Genomic DNA, 15,788 nt, shown 5'->3' on the forward strand with positions numbered 1-15,788 from the left:
AGAACGGCCCTCCGCAGCCGTGGTCGTCCTACAAATTCATCAGCGCCGGGTCGCCGCCCTGGGCTGCGATATTGTTGCTGATGGCTTTCTCGGCGGCATAGCGGATCAGGCTGTTGGGGCCGCCGGCCTTGGGGCCTGTGCCCGACAGGCCCTCGCCGCCGAACGGCTGGACGCCGACCACCGCGCCGGTCATCGAGCGGTTGATGTAGACATTGCCGGCGGGGACCAGACGGATGACCTGATCGGCAAAGGCCTCGATCCGGCTGTGCACGCCCAGCGTCAGGCCATAGCCGCGCCCGGCCAGCTTTTCTGTGACCGACTTCAGCTCGTTCGGGCCATAGCGATAGATGTGCAGGATCGGGCCGAACACCTCCTTCTCAAGGAAGTCCGGCGTGGGGATTTCGGCGATGACGGGGGCGAACAGATCGCCGCGTGCGGCCTCCTCCGGCAGATTGCCGCGGGCAAGGACCTTGCCCTCCTTTTCCAGTCGGGCGACGTGATCCTCGAGGATCTTGCGGCTTTCGGCGTCGATCACCGGGCCGACGTCGGTGGCCGGGTCGGCCGGATCGCCGACCACCAGGGCGTCCAGCGCGCCCTTCAGCCCGTCGATCAGGATCTGGGCCCGGTCCTTGGGCACATAGAGGATGCGCAGCGCCGAGCAGCGCTGGCCGGCCGAGCCAAAGGCCGAGACCAGCACATCGTCGATCACCTGTTCGCGCAGGGCCGTGGTGTCGACGAACATGGCGTTCAGCCCGCCGGTTTCGGCGATGAAGGGCAGGATCGGTCCGGGCCGGGCCGCAATGGCCTTGTTGATCGCCCAGGCGGTTTCCGTGCCGCCGGTAAAGGCCACGCCGTCGATACCGGGGTGGGAGACCAGTTTGGCCCCGACCGTTTCCCCCTTGCCCGGCAGCAGGGCCAGGAGGTTCGGGTCCAGACCACAGTGGTGGAAGACGCGCACGGCCTCGGCCGCGATCAGGGGCGTCTGTTCGGCGGGCTTGGCCACCACGGCATTACCGGCGGCCAGGGCCGCTGCGATCTGGCCGGTGAAGATGGCCAGCGGGAAGTTCCACGGGCTGATACAGGCGAACACGCCGCGCCCGTGCAGGATCAGCTTGTTGGTCTCGCCCGCCGGGCCGGTCAGGGCTTCCGGCCCGCCGAAGTCCCGCTCGGCCAGCATGGCGTAATAGCGACAGAAGTCGGCGGCCTCGCGCACTTCGGCGACGCCATCGTTCAGGGTCTTGCCGGCCTCGCGGCTGAGCAGGGCCACCAGACGGTCGAGGTCGCCTTCCAGACAATCGGCCATGGCGCGCAGCACATGGGCGCGGGCATGACCGCCCTTGCGGTCCCAGGCGATCTGGGCGCGGCCGGCGTTGGCGATGGCGGTGTCGATGTCCTCGGGCGAGGCCTCGGACACATGGCCGAGAATGTCATCGCGCCAATAGGGGTTGGTCACGTCCTCGGCATTGATGCCGGCCTGCATGCGGCCGTTGATGATGGGGCCGGAGGTCAGTTTTTCACGGTCCACCAGCTCCAGCGCCTGGAGGTGGGTGTCGCGGTCTTCCTGGCGGGAATAGTCGCGGCCGAGCGAGTTCAGGCGGTCACCATACATGTCTCTGGGCACCGGGATCTTGGGGTGACGGTCGGGCTGGGCCTCGACCAGGGAAATAGGATCGGTCGCCACGGTGGCGGCGGGCACGCGCTCGTCCATCAGCACGTGGACGAAGGAAGAGTTGGCGCCGTTCTCGAGCAGACGTCGGACCAGATACGGCAGAAGTTCCTCGTGCCCACCCACGGGGGCATAGGCCCGGACCACCGGGCGGTCTGCCTTCCAGGCGGCTTCGGCGGCGTCATACAGGGCCTCGCCCATGCCGTGCAGACGCTGGAACTCGACCTTGACGTCTGCGCGTCTGGCCATGCGGTGCACGGCCGTCAGCGACACGGCATTGTGGGTGGCGAACTGGCCGTACAGATGCGGGGCGGCGTCGATGATCCCCTGGGCGCAGACCAGATAGTTGAGGTCGGTCGCGGCCTTGGTCGTATAGACCGGATAGTCGGGGCGGCCCATGACCTGGGCGCGCTTGATCTCGGTGTCCCAATAGGCGCCCTTCACCAGACGCACCATCAGGCGACGGCCCGAGGCGCGCGCCAGCTCGGCGACGCGCGTGATCACTTCGGGCCCGCGCTTCTGATAGGCCTGGACCGCCAGACCGAGGCCTTTCCACTCGCCCAGATCGGGATCGTGGGCCAGCCGGTCGAGCAGTTTGAGCGAGATGACCAACCGGTCGGCCTCCTCGGCGTCCATGCAGAAGTTAAGGTCGTATTCGGCGGCGATCAGGGCCAGTCGCTTGACCCGGGGATACAGCTCGTCCCAGACGCGGGGGCTTTGGGTCGCTTCATAGCGGGGCGACAGGGCCGACAGCTTGACCGAGACGCCGTGGCCGGTTTGGGGCCCCTTTGATTCGGGGCGCTGGGCCCGGCCCTTGCCGACCGCATGGATGGCGTCGGCATAGATTTTTTCGTAGCGGGCGGCGTCGGCGACGGTGCGGGCGCCCTCGCCCAGCATGTCGAAGCTGCACAGCCACTTTTCGCGGTTGGCCCGCTTCAGGGCGCTGTTGATCGAGCGGCCAACGACGAACTGTTCGCCCATCATGCGCACGGCGGCCGCGACCGCCTGACGGATCACGGGCTCGCCGACCCGTCCAGCCACCCGCCTGAGGAAGGCCGGCAGATCCCGGCGTGCATCCTCGTCGACCTCGACCAGCTTGCCGGTCAGCATGAGGCCCCAGGTGGAGGCATTGACGAACAGGCTTTCGGACTGACCCATGTGGCTGGCCCAATCGGCCGAGCCGATCTTCTCCGCGATCAGCTTGTCGCGCGTGTCCTCATCGGGGGTTCGCAGCAGGGCCTCGGCCAGACACATGAGGGCCAGACCCTCGCGTGTGCCCAGCGAGAATTCCTGCAGGAAGCTTTCGACCACGCCTTCCAGCCGGTAGTCCTTGCGCGCGGACTCGACCAGGGCGACGGCCTCATCGACGACCCGCGTGCGCTCCTCGGCCGACAGGGGCACCCGGCCCAGCAGCTCGCGCACGGCGGTGGTCTCATCTGCGAATTTGGCGCGGTCCAGCGTCTCCCAGTTCTGGGACAGGGTGGATTCGTCGAAGGGGGCGGAGGTGTCGTTCGAGGCCATCCGGCCCCCTTAGCGACTTCTTTCACCGAGCGGGAGGGGGGCGTGTCCAAGTCTTTGCCGCCACGCTTGGGGATGATCCCGGCTCGCCATCGCCCACGCTTCGGGGTAAGTCTCGATCCCCGACAGAGACAAAGGCTGCAGCGGCCCCTCCATGCGCATCATTCTGGCCACCGACGCCTGGGAGCCCCAGGTCAATGGCGTCGTCCGAACCCTGACCCGAACCGTGGCGGAATGTCGCGGCATGGGCCATGAGGTCGAGGTCATCGAACCCAGCCAATTCAAGACCATCCCCTGCCCCACCTATCCCGAAATCCGGCTGGCACTGGGGGCAGAAGAGGAAATCCGGGAGCGCCTGAGGGCATTCGAGCCCGATGCCGTCCATATCGCCACCGAGGGGCCGATCGGCATCGCCACGCGCCGCATCTGTGTGGAATGGAAACTGCCCTTTACGACCAGCTATCACACGAAATTTCCGGAATATATCTCCGCCCGTTTCCCGGTCCCGGTGCAGGTTGGCTATGCCTATATGAAGTGGTTCCACAAGCCGTCCGGGCGGCTGATGGTGGCCACGCCGACGCTGCGCGACGAGCTGCTGGAGCATGGATTTCGCAACGTCTCGCCCTGGTCGCGCGGTGTGGATACCGAGCTGTTCAACCCGGATCTGCCGCGCATCTACGACGAGCTTGGTGGTAAGGACTGGCCGCGTCCCTTCTGGCTGAATGTCGGCCGGGTGGCGGTCGAGAAGAATATCGAGACCTTCCTCGAACAGGACCTGCCGGGCACCAAGATCGTGGTCGGTGACGGTCCGGCGCGCGCCGAGCTGGCAAAGAAATATCCCGAGGCCAAATTCCTCGGCGCCCGCTTCGGCGAGGAGCTGGCCCGCTGCTTCCGTGACGCGGATGTGTTCGTCTTCCCCAGTTGGACCGACACCTTTGGTCTGGTGATCCTGGAAGCGATGGCCACGGGCACGCCGGTCGCGGCCTTCCCCGCGCATGGGCCCATTGACATCATTCCGGGGTCGGGCGCCGGCGCCATCGACGACGACCTGAGGGTCGCCTGCATGGCCTGCCTCGATCTGGATCGGGCCGATGTGCGCGCCTATGCCGAGAAGTTCAGCTGGCGCGCCTCGGCCGAACAGTTCGTCGAGAACCTTGAGCCCTATCCCGAGCCGGAGCGGGGCCGTTTCTGGCGCCGACTGCGCCGTATCACCCGCCTGCGCCGCCGATCCCAGGCGGCATGACGACCATGACCGGAGACAATGAAAAACGGTTCTCCGGGGTCTATGAGCAACGTCTGTGGGGATCCCGGGAATCGGCTTCCGGGCCGGGGTCGGAACGCGCCGCACCGACCGTCTTGCTCGCCCTGCATGTGCTGGACACGGTGATCCGCGAGCATGGCATTCGCTCGATGGCGGACATCCCGTGCGGGGATTTCAACTGGATGCCAGAGTTACTGGCTGCGCATCCGGACGTGACCTATGTCGGCTATGACGTCGTGCCGGCGCTGATCCGGGACAACCGCCTCAGCCACCCCACGCACGAATTCCGCTCGCTGGACATCACGCTGGCCGCCCCGGAACGCACCGACCTGATCTTCAGCAAGGACCTGCTCAATCACCTGTCGGAGGCCGATGTGTGGGCGGCGCTGGAGAATATGGTGGCCTCGGGCGCGGACTGGCTGCTGGTCACCACCAACCGGGGCTTCGAAAACGTCGATCTGGAGCCGACCCAGCCTCATGCCTCGCGGCACCTGAATCTGGAGGCGCCGCCCTACAGCCTGCCGGAGCCGGTGTCGGGCGATCATTATCTGTTGCTGTACCGGATGGAAGACGTCGCGCGGCGGCTGGCCGAACGCGCGACGTCCTGATCCCTCGGCCGCCTATTCGGCGGGACGGGTCATCGGCGTGTGGGCGCGGGCGATCTCACGCTGGGCGGCCAGTTCGGCTTCGGGAAGCGGCACCAGACCCCGGTCCTGCAGATAGCCACCCGGGCCAGACGCAGCGTCCGAGACGAACTCGGCGATGAACTGGTCCAGACCCGGCGTCACGCCGATGTGGGCCTTTTTGATGTAGATATACATCGACCGGCTGATCGGATATTCGCCCGACGAAATGGTCTCGAGCGTCGGATAGACGCCGTTGACGCTGGCCGCCTTCACCGATTCCGAATTCTGATCGAGGAAGGAATAGCCGAACACCCCGACCGAGCCCGGGGTGCGGGTCAGGGTCTGGACGATGGCATTGTCATTCTCGCCAGAGTCGACCCAGACCTGATCTTCTCGCAGGGTGTGGGCCCGGGTCTCAAACGCGTCCTCGTCGGTTTCCGACAGGGCCGCGAGGGTCGGATTGGCCATGGCCGCCGGGGCCATGCCCAGCTCCAGCCAGGAGTCGCGCGTGCCCGAGGTCGGCGGCGGGCCATAGACCAGAATGCGGGTCGACGGCAGGCCGGACCGCACCTGGTCCCAGCTGGTGTTGGGGTTGGCGACAAAGCCGTCCCCGCCCGGGACATCCTTGGCCAGCGCCAGATAGAGGTCATCGCCCTCGAAGGCGAAGTCGGCGCCGGTGCGGGCGGTAGCGATCACCAGTCCGTCAAAGCCGATCTTGAGCTCGATGATTTCGGTGACGCCGTTGGCGGCGCACAGGTCATATTCCGACGCCTTCATCCGGCGCGAGGCATTGGCGATATCCGGCGTCTGGGCGCCGATGCCCTGACAGAAGGCCTGGATGCCCCCGCCGGTGCCCAGCGATTCGACACGCGGCATCGCTCCACCGGTGTTGCGGGCGAAATTCTCGGCCACGCGGGTGGTGAAGGGGAAGACCGTCGAGGAACCGGCGGCCCAGATGCCGTCACGGGTGGACGATCCGCCCTGATCGCCACAGGCGGCGAGGGCGAGCGCGGAGGCGGCGACCAAAGTCAGGAAGCGGAGACGCATGAAAAAATCCTCGTATACGGATGAGAGTCTGACGTCTTTAAAGCAGACGTTTGCGCATGGCTTGTGACAGCATGTCGATCAGGGTCACGGCCACGATGATGATGATGGCGATGGTCGAGACCGTATTGTAGTCGAAGGCCTGCAGGCTCTCGAACAGCACCTGGCCGATGCCGCCCGCGCCGATCAGACCCAGCACGGTGGCCGCACGGCTGTTGGATTCGAAACGGTAGAGGGCAAAGCTGGTCCACAGGGGCGCGACCTGCGGGATCACCCCCCAGGCGATTTCGTGCAGGCGTCCGGCACCGGTCGCCTTGACCCCGTCGATCGGGCCGGCGTCGATCGACTCGACCGCTTCCGAGAACAGCTTGGCCAGAACGCCCGCCGTGTTGAGGCCGATGGCCAGCACCCCGGCCAGCGGCCCAAGACCCACGGCGACGATGAACAGTGTGGCGCTGACCAGATCCGGGATCGACCGCAGCAGGTCCATGAAGCGGCGTACCGGCCAGACCAGCCAGGGCGGTGACAGGTTGCGCGACGCCATCAGGCTGAGCGGCACGGCGATGAAGACGGCGAGGAAGGTGCCCCACAGGGCGATCTGGACCGTCAGCCACATCTGACCGACCAGCAACTGCCAGTTCGAGAAGTCCGGCGACAGGAAGTCCCGGCCATAGTTCCGCATATTCTCGGTATTGGTGAACAGACTGCCGAGGTTGGGCATGTCCACGCGGCCGAAGCTGGCGATCAGGATGATGGCCAGACCGCCCCAGAGCAGCAGGTCGAGCGACCATGCGGCCGTCGACTTCTCGGGCGGCGGCGGCACGGTGGCGGGGTCGCGCGACGTAGGCGCAGCCTGGCGACGCATATTGGCCAGAAGGGCGAAGAGGATCAGCAGGCCGACCAGACCGAACGGCCCCCACTGGCGCGCCATCTGGACCAGATTCAGGGCTTCGGGCGGAGCGACCTCGGGGGGGGTGCCCTCGCGGCGGGCCTGATCGGCCTTCATTTCACGGATCGGGTTCAGATAGCTGTTATCGGCAGCGCGGAACTGGGAATAGTTCAGCCCCTGCATGATCCGGCGCTGGCGATCCGCCTCGGGACCAAAGCCCTGGCCATAGCCGGTGAAGAATTCAGCGATCTCGGCCTTGAGCCAGCGGGGCAGGTCGCCCTTGACCAGAATGCCCGATTCCGGGATCGGCGGCGATTCCCAGATGACCTCGATCTGGGAGGCAATTTCGGGATTCTGGCGGGTCAGGAAGACCGTATTGACCGAGTTCGACGTTGCGACATCGACCTGACCATTGGCGGTGGCAAACGAATTGGCCTGGTGGTTCGCCGAGCGCACCGTGGCGAAACAGGCGCGCGGATCGATGTTTCGCGGGCTGAAGAAGTAGGTCATGGGCGCAAGCGTGCCCGAGGTCGACTGGGCATCGCCGAGACCGAAATCCAGCGTCCGGTCACAGGCGACGATGTCCTCGATCGTGATGCCGGAGCCCCGCCGCACGATCAGGGTCGAGGTGTAGGAATCCTTGCCCTCGACGTCGACGGTCCGGGCGATGACCTCGGCCCCCGCCCGGTCGATGGCCTGCACGGCGGGCAGGGCCGAGAACCAGCCGATCTGGGTCTGGTCGGCGCTCATCGCCTCGACCAGCACCGAATAGTTGGAGCCAAAGATCGGTTCGACCGGAATGCCGAGCTCGCGCTCAAGGTCGTCCAGAAGCGGCGTCCACAGCGGGCCGGACGACGCCTGACCCTCGGCCGAGAGGATCGAGAAGACCAGCTTGTCCGGGGCGTCGGGCCGGGTCGGCGCGGTCTGGGCCTGCGCGGGCAGGCCGAGCACGACGACGGCAACAGCCGCAGCAAGGGCGGGAGCCAAACGGGTGAAGAAGGCGCGGATCATACCTTGGCCTCCCAGAACGCATCCTCGAACTCGGGGCCGTAGATGTCGACCAGCCGGTCGTGGTCCAGCCCGGTGGCGGGGCCGTCATAGACCAGCTTGCCGCCCTTCAGCGCCACGACGCGGTTGCAGTAACGGATGGCGTAGTCGACCTGGTGCAGCGTCACCAGCACACCCATCCCGTCGCGAGTGTTCAGCTCGACGAGCATCTCCATGACCTTGCGGGCCGAAACGGGGTCCAGCGAGGCGACCGGCTCATCGGCCAGAATGGCGCGAGCACCCTGGACGATGGCGCGGGCGATGGCGCCGCGCTGCTGCTGGCCACCCGACAGGGTGTTGGCGCGCTGGGCGGCATAGTCGGCGACGCCGACGCGGTGCAGGGCCGCCATGGCGCGCGTGCGGTCTTCCTGCGGCCACAGGCCCAGCAGGCCCTTCCACGCGGGAATGCGACCCAGCGCGCCCAGCATGACGTTGCTGAACAGGCTCAGCCGGCCGACCAGATTGAACTGCTGAAAGATCATGCCCAATCGCGAACGGGCGCGGCGCACGGCCCCGGTGGTCCGGCCATTGACCTGGACCGTCTCGCCGAACACCTCGATGCGGCCGCCGCGATCGATATCGACCAGACCGGTGATGGAGCGCAGCAGCGTCGACTTGCCCGAGCCGGAGGGACCGATCAGGGCCACCATCTCGCCGGGCTGAACCGACAGGGACACGCCATCCAGCGCCTTGAAGACGCCGAACGTCTTGGACACGTCTTGCACGGAGACGAAGCCGGTGGATTCGGCGGAAGCAGCGGAGGAATTCATGAGCGGGCTGTTCGTGGTTAGACGGACGCCCGGGACGTGGCGCGGCCTGCGCACGGGCAGGTCTTAATGGCAGGCGGCGGCCATGCCGTCCAGACCGGACAGGACCGATCAGACCTTTACCGCCTCGATTTGCGACCGGTCGGCCCGGGTCGACGGCCCGCTGCGAACCCGCTCCAGCTGATCACGAGCCATGCGGCGCGCCGGTTCGCGGAACGGGCCCGGATTCGCCGCCAGACTGGCCAGCACCCTTCGCAGACGCACCGCCGCGCCGACGTCGCCTGCGCCGTAGCGGGCCGTGGTCGCCAGCACGTCCTCGAGCAGATCCGCAGGATCAAGCGCCGGGGCCAGAATACGGTCACAGCTGACCGGATCCGGATCGGTCCTGGCCTGCTCCCATTCGTCCAGCAGCCTGAGGCCCGCGGCTACCACTTGAATGGCTGTGCCGGGATCATTGATTCCGGGCGACAGGGCGCGGGCCGCGATCTCACCCAGTACGATCAGGCCATAACGCGGGTCCTGATCAAACGACCGACTGTGCCCCACGGCAAAGGCCCCCTGCCAATCTTCGAGGGCTTCATCGGTCAGGGCCTTCACCCCGACCCGGGCCAAGGGCTCACCACGTCGCACCAGCGTGCCGGGCATGGCGAGGATTTCCACGCGGCAGTCCGCATCCGCGGCCAGCGCCTGAAGGCGTTCAGGGTCGACATTCTGGACATAGCCGGTGCGCGAGGCCGCAATCGTTGCGCCAGACTCGATCCTGCCCTCCACCCCACCCAGAAACGGACGGGCCGCGCGGCGGCAAAGGGCCTGTCGGGCCTCGGCCTCGACCCGCTCGATCATATGTCCGACGCGGGCCAGCTGCGCCAGGGTGTTGATCCACGCCAGCAGCCGGAATGCCACGAGACCCACGACGGCCAGGCTGGTCAGAAACAGGATGGCCCGGCCGCCGGCCCCGTAATATTGCGCATTGATCGCCGTGACCGCGACGATCGCATAGAGGAAGGCGCCCACGAAGGTCGACAGGGCCTTTTGCGTCCGGTCATCGGCCGTCACGAGGGCGGCGACACGCGGCGTGGCAGAACTGGAGACCGACGTATAGGCCGTCACCATGGCCCCAACCGAGAAGGTGGCCACCGCCAGCAGGCTGGAGGCCAGAATGGTCAGGATTTCCTCAACCGACTCATTGCCGAGGCGCTCGGCCATCTCTGAAGGCACGAACGGGGAGCCCCAGGCCGCGATCAGGGCCGCGCCGACCCCGAACCCGGCATAGGCGGTCGCCCGCACCCACAGCTGACGGGTCAGCTTGCGCCAGTAGAACAGCCAGCGGTTCATGAGGGGGAGCGCGCGTGCATCTGTCTAGCTTGCCTGACTTTGATCCGGCGACACAAGCTGATCTGCGGGCGCTTCGGGCAGGGACAGGCTGACCTCGGCGCCGCCCCCCGGCGCGCGGTCGATCGACATCCGGCCCCGGACCTGCCGGGCAAAGGCATGGGCCTGGGCCAGACCCAGCCCCTGGGCGCCTGGCTTGGTCGAAAAGAACGGCTCGACCGCCCGGGTGCGGGCTTCGTCAGAAAAGCCGGGCCCGCTGTCGCGCACCGACAACAGCCAGCCGCCCTCCATCTTGGGCTCCAGGCGCACGGCGACCGAACCCTGCCCTGCGACCGCCTCCAGCGCATTGGCGACCAGCGCGCGGACGGCCCCGTCAAAGATCACGGGATCCAGCCGCACCGGTGCGGGCTCGGACGGAACCTCGACCATCAGATCGACGCCGGGGCCGACCTGGGTCCGTAGTTTCGTTTCCAGACCTTTCAACAGGACGGCGACGTCCATCACCTGAACGGGAGACTCGTCCTCGCCCTCGCTGAAGGCACCCAGACGGCGGGTCAGATGTTCGCCGCGCTGACCGGCCGCCAGCGCCGCTTCGCCGAGACGACGGATGCGGCTGGGGTCGTCGGCCTGCTTCAGCATCATATCGAGCGCGCTGGTCATCACCCCGATCAGGGCGTTGAGGTCATGGACCAGACCTCCGGTCAGGCGGCCGACGTCGGCCAGTCGCTGGCTGCCCTCGAGCTCAAAACGAGCCTCGGCCTCGATCCGGCGCAGGGCGTCGCGTTCACTGTCCAGTTCAGCCCGCGCGGCGGCCAGTTCGGCCTCGAGTTCGCCCTGGCGGGCGGTCGCGGCATCCAGCTCGGCCGGGTCGATCTGTGGGACCTGCTCGACCGACGTTTCGGCTTCGGGTTCGCGCCGCTCGCCCGCCAGCAGCAAGGCATCGACGCGTCCATCATCGTCGGTCAGGGGCAGCATCCGCCAGCGCACCTCACCCGCATCGATGACAGGGGTATCCTCGGGCGACGCCACAAGGCCGGCACGGATCGCCTGATGCGCCGCCGCGCGGTCCGCCTCGGCCAGGAAGACATCCATGAACGACCGGCCCACGGGGGCGTCGGCTCCATGCGCCAGACTCTCGGCGACGGGATTGACCTCCCGCACCTGTCCCTCTGCATCGACGACGACCAGCGCGCTGGAGGCGGCCTCGAACACGCGCCGGACATAGCCCGGATCGGGGGTGACAGCCGGGGCTGTCTCGATCTGGGGCGTCGTCAGCCCCTCAGTCTCGACAATGGCGGCCATAGAGCCGACCACCTGTCCGTATTCATTCTCGATCGGCATGGCGGTGACCGAGACCAGCATGGTCCTGCGGGTCGCCGGATTGGCCAGAAGATGCTGGAATCCCTTGACCGTCTGGCCCCTCAGCGCGCGGGCGCTGGGCAAAAGGTCCGGCGGCACGGGCCGTCCGTCAGGAAAGGTTATGCCCCAGGTCGCCGAATGGAACCGCAGCCCCAGTAGCTCGGCGTCACGGCGCCCCAGCAGCTGGTGGGCGGCGCGGTTGGCATAAACGAACTTGCCCTGGCTGTCGGTCTCGACCAGGGCCACGGGCACGGCATTGAGGGTCTCGAACAGGCGCTTGTCGGCGCTCTCGGCGGCCTTTTGAACCAGATCCAGCTCGGACGAGGTCGTAACGTGGCGGACCCTGTGGGTCACGGCAAACCATGCGCTGAACAGGGCGACACAGACCGAGACTGCCGTCACGGCCCAGAGCACCAGGGTCCAGTTCACCTCACCTTCCAGAAACATTGACGGCCTTGATCCCGATTTGAAGCAGTTGCGCGGTTAAGGCACGACACCGTGCAAGAGGCGAACCGGTTCCGCACCCGCTCCCCCGCAAGGCGACTAGACCGCCACAGCAGCCGGGTCCAGCGACCCGCGGTCACGTTCCGGAGAGATCACTGATGATCCACAACAAAAGGGGCCGGACGTTTCCGCCCGGCCCCCGTCATTCCTGCAGATCGCTATTCCTAGAAAGCGATGCGCATGACCAGCTGATAAACCGGGCCGGCGGCCTCGGTCTCGATTTCGTACTCGTCGTAGTCGCGGGCCAGTTGATCGCCGACGCTGTCGAACTTGTCGAACACTTCGTCTTTCGACGAGTCCAGCAGGTTGGAGCCGGTGAGACGGACGACGATGTTCTCGCCGATCTGCTTCTCGATGAACACTTCGAGGTCCGCACCATACGAGGTCAGGACCTCTTCCGTCAGGACGCGATCCTCGGCGTCGCCCTGCTTGCGGTAGCTGGCGCCGAAGGCTGCGCCCCAGGTCGGAAGATCCTGGGTGAAGCCGGCCGAGAAGACGAAGTCCGACTGGCCGTTGAAGCGGCGCTCGCCGGCGAAGTCCATGATCTCGCTGTCCAGCCACGAGTAGTTGAGGAAGACTCCGGTCGATTCCATCCCGATGAAGTCCAGCGGGGTCGAGAGGTCGAACTCCAGGCCATAGACCTTGCCGTCGCCGACATTGTCGACGGTGTAGATGAAGGTGCCGGGACCCGCCGAGCCTTCAACGCCCGTGTTGGTCTCCTCGATCAGGTCGGTGATGTCGCGATAGAAGGCGTTGATGCCGACGACGCCACGACGACCCAGACGACGCTCGAAGCCGAGGTCGAAGCCGACCGCAGTTTCGGGCTGCAGCTCCGGATTGCCGACGAAGTCACTGTCGCCGAACTCTTCTTCCAGCAGCGCGGGCGACAGGCGATCAAAGTTCGGACGACGCACGGTGCGCGCGGCCGAGAAGATCACCCGGTCCGTGTCATTCAGTCGCCAGCGCAGGCTGAACGAGGGCAGGAACTCGCCATAGTCATTCTCGGTCACCTGCTGGGCGGCCGGAACCGTCCGGTCGGTGATGGTGACGTCGGTCGCCTCATAGCGCAGACCGGCTTCCCAGCGCAGGGCGCCGGAGTTGCCCGACACCATGACATACGGGTCGATACGATTTTCCTCGATGCTCGCATCGCCGCCCAGAACCGGGCTGGACGCGCCGAACGGCGGCACGGCGGGGCGCGGCGCGGGCGCATTCGGCACATTGAAGCGAATGCGCGGCGTCTCGGTGATCAGGCTGTCGCGTGTCTTCCAATTGGCCTGGACGCCGAACTCCAGCTCCATGTCGCCGGACAGCTCGATCTTGTGCTCGATCGCGGCCTTCCATTCCTCGTCCTGGATGTCGATGGTCTCGGAATCGAGGGTGAAGCGGTCCTCGTCAGGGAAGGGCGTGCCGTCGCGCAGATATTCGGACTCGGCCTCGAACTCGTACTGCTCGTCGTCGATGGTCGCATAGCCCAGCTTGAAGGTCGTCTCGCCGCCGAACATCTCGCGCTCATAGCGGCCACGCAGCGACAGGTTGTCGGTGCGGATGTCGAGGTCGTTGTCGTTGACCACGGCCAGATTGGCCCGGGTTTCGACGCCCCCCTCATACTCGAGGGAATCCTCGTCCTGGAAACGGTCGGTGCGAACGAAGACGCCTGAAAGGTCCAGCATGCCGCCGGCCAGCGGCACTTCGTACGAGGCGTTGAAGGCATAGTCCGTGCCGTCGCGGACGTCGGTCTGGACCTCGGTGTTGTCGATGGTGCCACCCGGCTCGTCATAGCGGATGCTGTACTTGTTCTTCGGGTTGCGCCGGTCCTGGACATTGGCCCCGACCAGCAGGCGGCCCTCGCCGACCTGACCACCCCAGACGGCCCCATAGGTGCCGCCGAACTCGCCATAGTCGCTGTCCGGGAACATCAGGGCGCCCAGACGGATATAGCCACCGTCCAGCGACAGGGCATCGCGCAGGACGATGTTGATGGTCCCGGCCACGGCGTCGCCCGACCGGTTGGCCGAGGAGGAGCGGACCACTTCGACGCGCTCGATCAGTTCAGCGGGGATGCGGTCGACGAAGAAGGAGCGGTCGACGCCCGAACCGGGCACTTCCTCCCCGTCGATCAGGATCTTGGTGTACCCGGGGTTGAGGCCGCGCAGGCGCGCGCCATCGGACTCGAGCACGTCGGACAGGAAGGTGACCGACGGCACGCGGCGCAGGGCGTCGCCCACGGTCAGCGGCTCGAACCGCTGGAAATAGTCGAGGTCGTAGGACAGGGTCGGCACAACGGCATCGGTGCGGTTCCGCATGGCCGGCTGACCGGTCACGATCACATCCTCGACGGCCGTAACCGGACCCTCGTACTCGGCGTCCTGGGCGAAGGCGGCGCCGGCCGCCAGAACGGGCGCCAGTGCGGCGCCCACGAGAAGCTTCAGTTTCATGACTATGTCGTCCCCTTGGGCGGACGTTGTCTCGTCCCTGCCCTGAGATCGCCGTTAGCGCTTCGCGGAGACGCTACAGTGACGCTTTATGCAAGCTCGGTTGACGCCGGGGTCACACTTCAAAGACGGCTCGCCTGTATACCGACGGTATGTCACGGTTTCGCAACCAATACATACATTTAGCTTGCCGTGCGCGCAGGAGGCGCTAGAGGGCGGGCATCTGCAGCGGAGCTTTGCCATGCGCCTGACCCCCTCGCTTCTGATTGCCGCCTCCGTCCTGGCCCTCTCGGCCTGCGCCATGACCGAAGATCGCGGGCCGCAGGGCATTTTCGCGCCCGGAGACCCGGCCCGCTCCGTCATGGCTGCCGTCGAAACAGTCTTGACGACCGATCCGGAAGTGGACGCCGACGACCCCGCCCTGTGGGCCGACCCGCGCGATCCGGCGCGGGCTGTGATGTTCGGCACCGACAAGTCGGACGGCCTGTACGTCCACAACATGGACGGTTCGGTCCGCCAGTTCCTGCCCTCGGGTCCGGTCAACAATGTCGACCTGCGTGTTGGCTTCCCGACCTCGGTCGGTGAGCGGGTGCTGGTCGCGGCCAGCAATGATGCGCCGGGCGCCAATGGCGTGAATCTGTATCTGTTCGATCCGGCCACCCTGACCACGGCGGACTATGGCTTCCTGCCCACGGCCTATGAGCCCTACGGCTTCTGCATGGGGCGGCGGGGCGAGGCCTTCTACCTGATCGTGACCACCAAGGCGGGCACCGTCCACCAGATGTCCGTTGCCGACGGCCCGAACGGGCCGGTTATCGGGCCAGAACGGGTCCTGACCCTGGCCAGCCAGCTAGAAGGCTGCGTCGTCCATGACGCCGCTGACACCCTTTATGTCGGCGAGGAAGACGTCGGGGTCTGGCGTTTCGACTTCGACCCGTCCGGACCGTCCACCGCGACGGAGATCGCCCGCGTCGACCGGATTCGCATTCGCGACGACGTCGAGGGGCTGACCATCATGCGGGACCGCGGCGCGGAGTATCTGATTGTGTCCAGCCAGGGCGACAGCACCTATCCGGTCTATCGGATCGAAGGCGACGCCCACGTCTACGTCGGGCGGTTCGCCATCGTCGACGGGCCGGGGATCGACGGTGTCACCTCAACCGATGGACTTGACGCTTTCTCGGGACCGATCGGTCCCTTCCCCGAAGGCGCGGTGGCCTTCCACGACGACATCGACTCCCCGAGCCCCGGGCAGCAGAACTACAAGATCGTCGACTGGCGTGTGATCCGCGAGGCCCTGGGACTTTAGGACCCGGTCTCGCAAGGCCGGACAGAAACGA

General features: G+C 66.5%; 10 protein-coding genes and 1 pseudogene. 3 read left to right on the plus strand and 8 right to left on the minus strand.

Annotated features, from left to right (window positions below; genetic code table 11):
- Nucleotides 1-28 precede the first annotated feature (28 nt).
- Nucleotides 29-3,187 (minus strand): bifunctional proline dehydrogenase/L-glutamate gamma-semialdehyde dehydrogenase PutA, encoded by a 3,159-nt coding sequence (gene putA, locus B4K74_RS00570; protein ID WP_286691300.1) that lies wholly within the window; start codon nucleotides 3,185-3,187, stop codon nucleotides 29-31.
- Nucleotides 3,188-3,338: 151 nt separating this feature from the next.
- Between putA and B4K74_RS00575 the strand changes: the two genes are divergently transcribed.
- Complete coding sequence (locus B4K74_RS00575) at nucleotides 3,339-4,427, plus strand: glycosyltransferase family 4 protein (RefSeq protein WP_286691301.1); 1,089 nt, start codon at nucleotides 3,339-3,341, stop codon at nucleotides 4,425-4,427.
- A 5-nt stretch (nucleotides 4,428-4,432) separates the two neighbouring features.
- Complete coding sequence (locus B4K74_RS00580) at nucleotides 4,433-5,053, plus strand: class I SAM-dependent methyltransferase (RefSeq protein ID WP_286691302.1); 621 nt, start codon at nucleotides 4,433-4,435, stop codon at nucleotides 5,051-5,053.
- Between the two features lie 12 nt (nucleotides 5,054-5,065).
- Here B4K74_RS00580 and B4K74_RS00585 read toward each other — a convergent pair whose 3' ends face one another.
- The 7 genes and pseudogenes from B4K74_RS00585 to B4K74_RS00615 all read right to left on the minus strand — a co-directional run bounded on the left by B4K74_RS00585 (nucleotide 5,066) and on the right by B4K74_RS00615 (nucleotide 14,451).
- Nucleotides 5,066-6,118, minus strand: coding sequence for a substrate-binding domain-containing protein (locus B4K74_RS00585; RefSeq protein WP_286691303.1), 1,053 nt, complete (start codon nucleotides 6,116-6,118; stop codon nucleotides 5,066-5,068).
- A gap of 37 nt (nucleotides 6,119-6,155) precedes the next feature.
- The gene (phnE, locus tag B4K74_RS00590) at nucleotides 6,156-6,980 is read right to left on the minus strand and encodes a phosphonate ABC transporter, permease protein PhnE (protein ID WP_286691320.1); all 825 of its coding nucleotides are present in this window, start codon (nucleotides 6,978-6,980) and stop codon (nucleotides 6,156-6,158) included.
- A gap of 174 nt (nucleotides 6,981-7,154) precedes the next feature.
- Nucleotides 7,155-8,015, minus strand: a pseudogene (gene phnD / locus B4K74_RS00595) (phosphate/phosphite/phosphonate ABC transporter substrate-binding protein); the annotation flags it as partial.
- Nucleotides 8,012-8,821, minus strand: coding sequence for a phosphonate ABC transporter ATP-binding protein (phnC, locus tag B4K74_RS00600; protein ID WP_286691304.1), 810 nt, complete (start codon nucleotides 8,819-8,821; stop codon nucleotides 8,012-8,014). The pseudogene phnD and the gene phnC, both read right to left, overlap by 4 nt.
- A gap of 108 nt (nucleotides 8,822-8,929) precedes the next feature.
- On the minus strand, nucleotides 8,930-10,153 hold the full coding sequence (locus tag B4K74_RS00605; RefSeq protein ID WP_286691305.1) for a DUF2254 domain-containing protein: 1,224 nt from the start codon (nucleotides 10,151-10,153) through the stop codon (nucleotides 8,930-8,932).
- Between the two features lie 24 nt (nucleotides 10,154-10,177).
- On the minus strand, nucleotides 10,178-11,956 hold the full coding sequence (locus B4K74_RS00610) for a PAS domain-containing sensor histidine kinase (protein ID WP_286691306.1): 1,779 nt from the start codon (nucleotides 11,954-11,956) through the stop codon (nucleotides 10,178-10,180).
- A gap of 221 nt (nucleotides 11,957-12,177) precedes the next feature.
- Nucleotides 12,178-14,451, minus strand: coding sequence for a TonB-dependent receptor plug domain-containing protein (locus B4K74_RS00615; protein ID WP_286691307.1), 2,274 nt, complete (start codon nucleotides 14,449-14,451; stop codon nucleotides 12,178-12,180).
- A gap of 238 nt (nucleotides 14,452-14,689) precedes the next feature.
- Between B4K74_RS00615 and B4K74_RS00620 the strand changes: the two genes are divergently transcribed.
- A complete protein-coding gene (locus B4K74_RS00620) occupies nucleotides 14,690-15,757 on the plus strand; it encodes a phytase (protein ID WP_286691308.1) in 1,068 nt (355 codons plus the stop codon).
- Nucleotides 15,758-15,788: the final 31 nt, after the last annotated feature.

Origin of the sequence: Brevundimonas sp. UBA2503 (genome assembly GCF_002341485.1) — a bacterium.
Taxonomy (GTDB): domain Bacteria; phylum Pseudomonadota; class Alphaproteobacteria; order Caulobacterales; family Caulobacteraceae; genus Brevundimonas; species Brevundimonas halotolerans.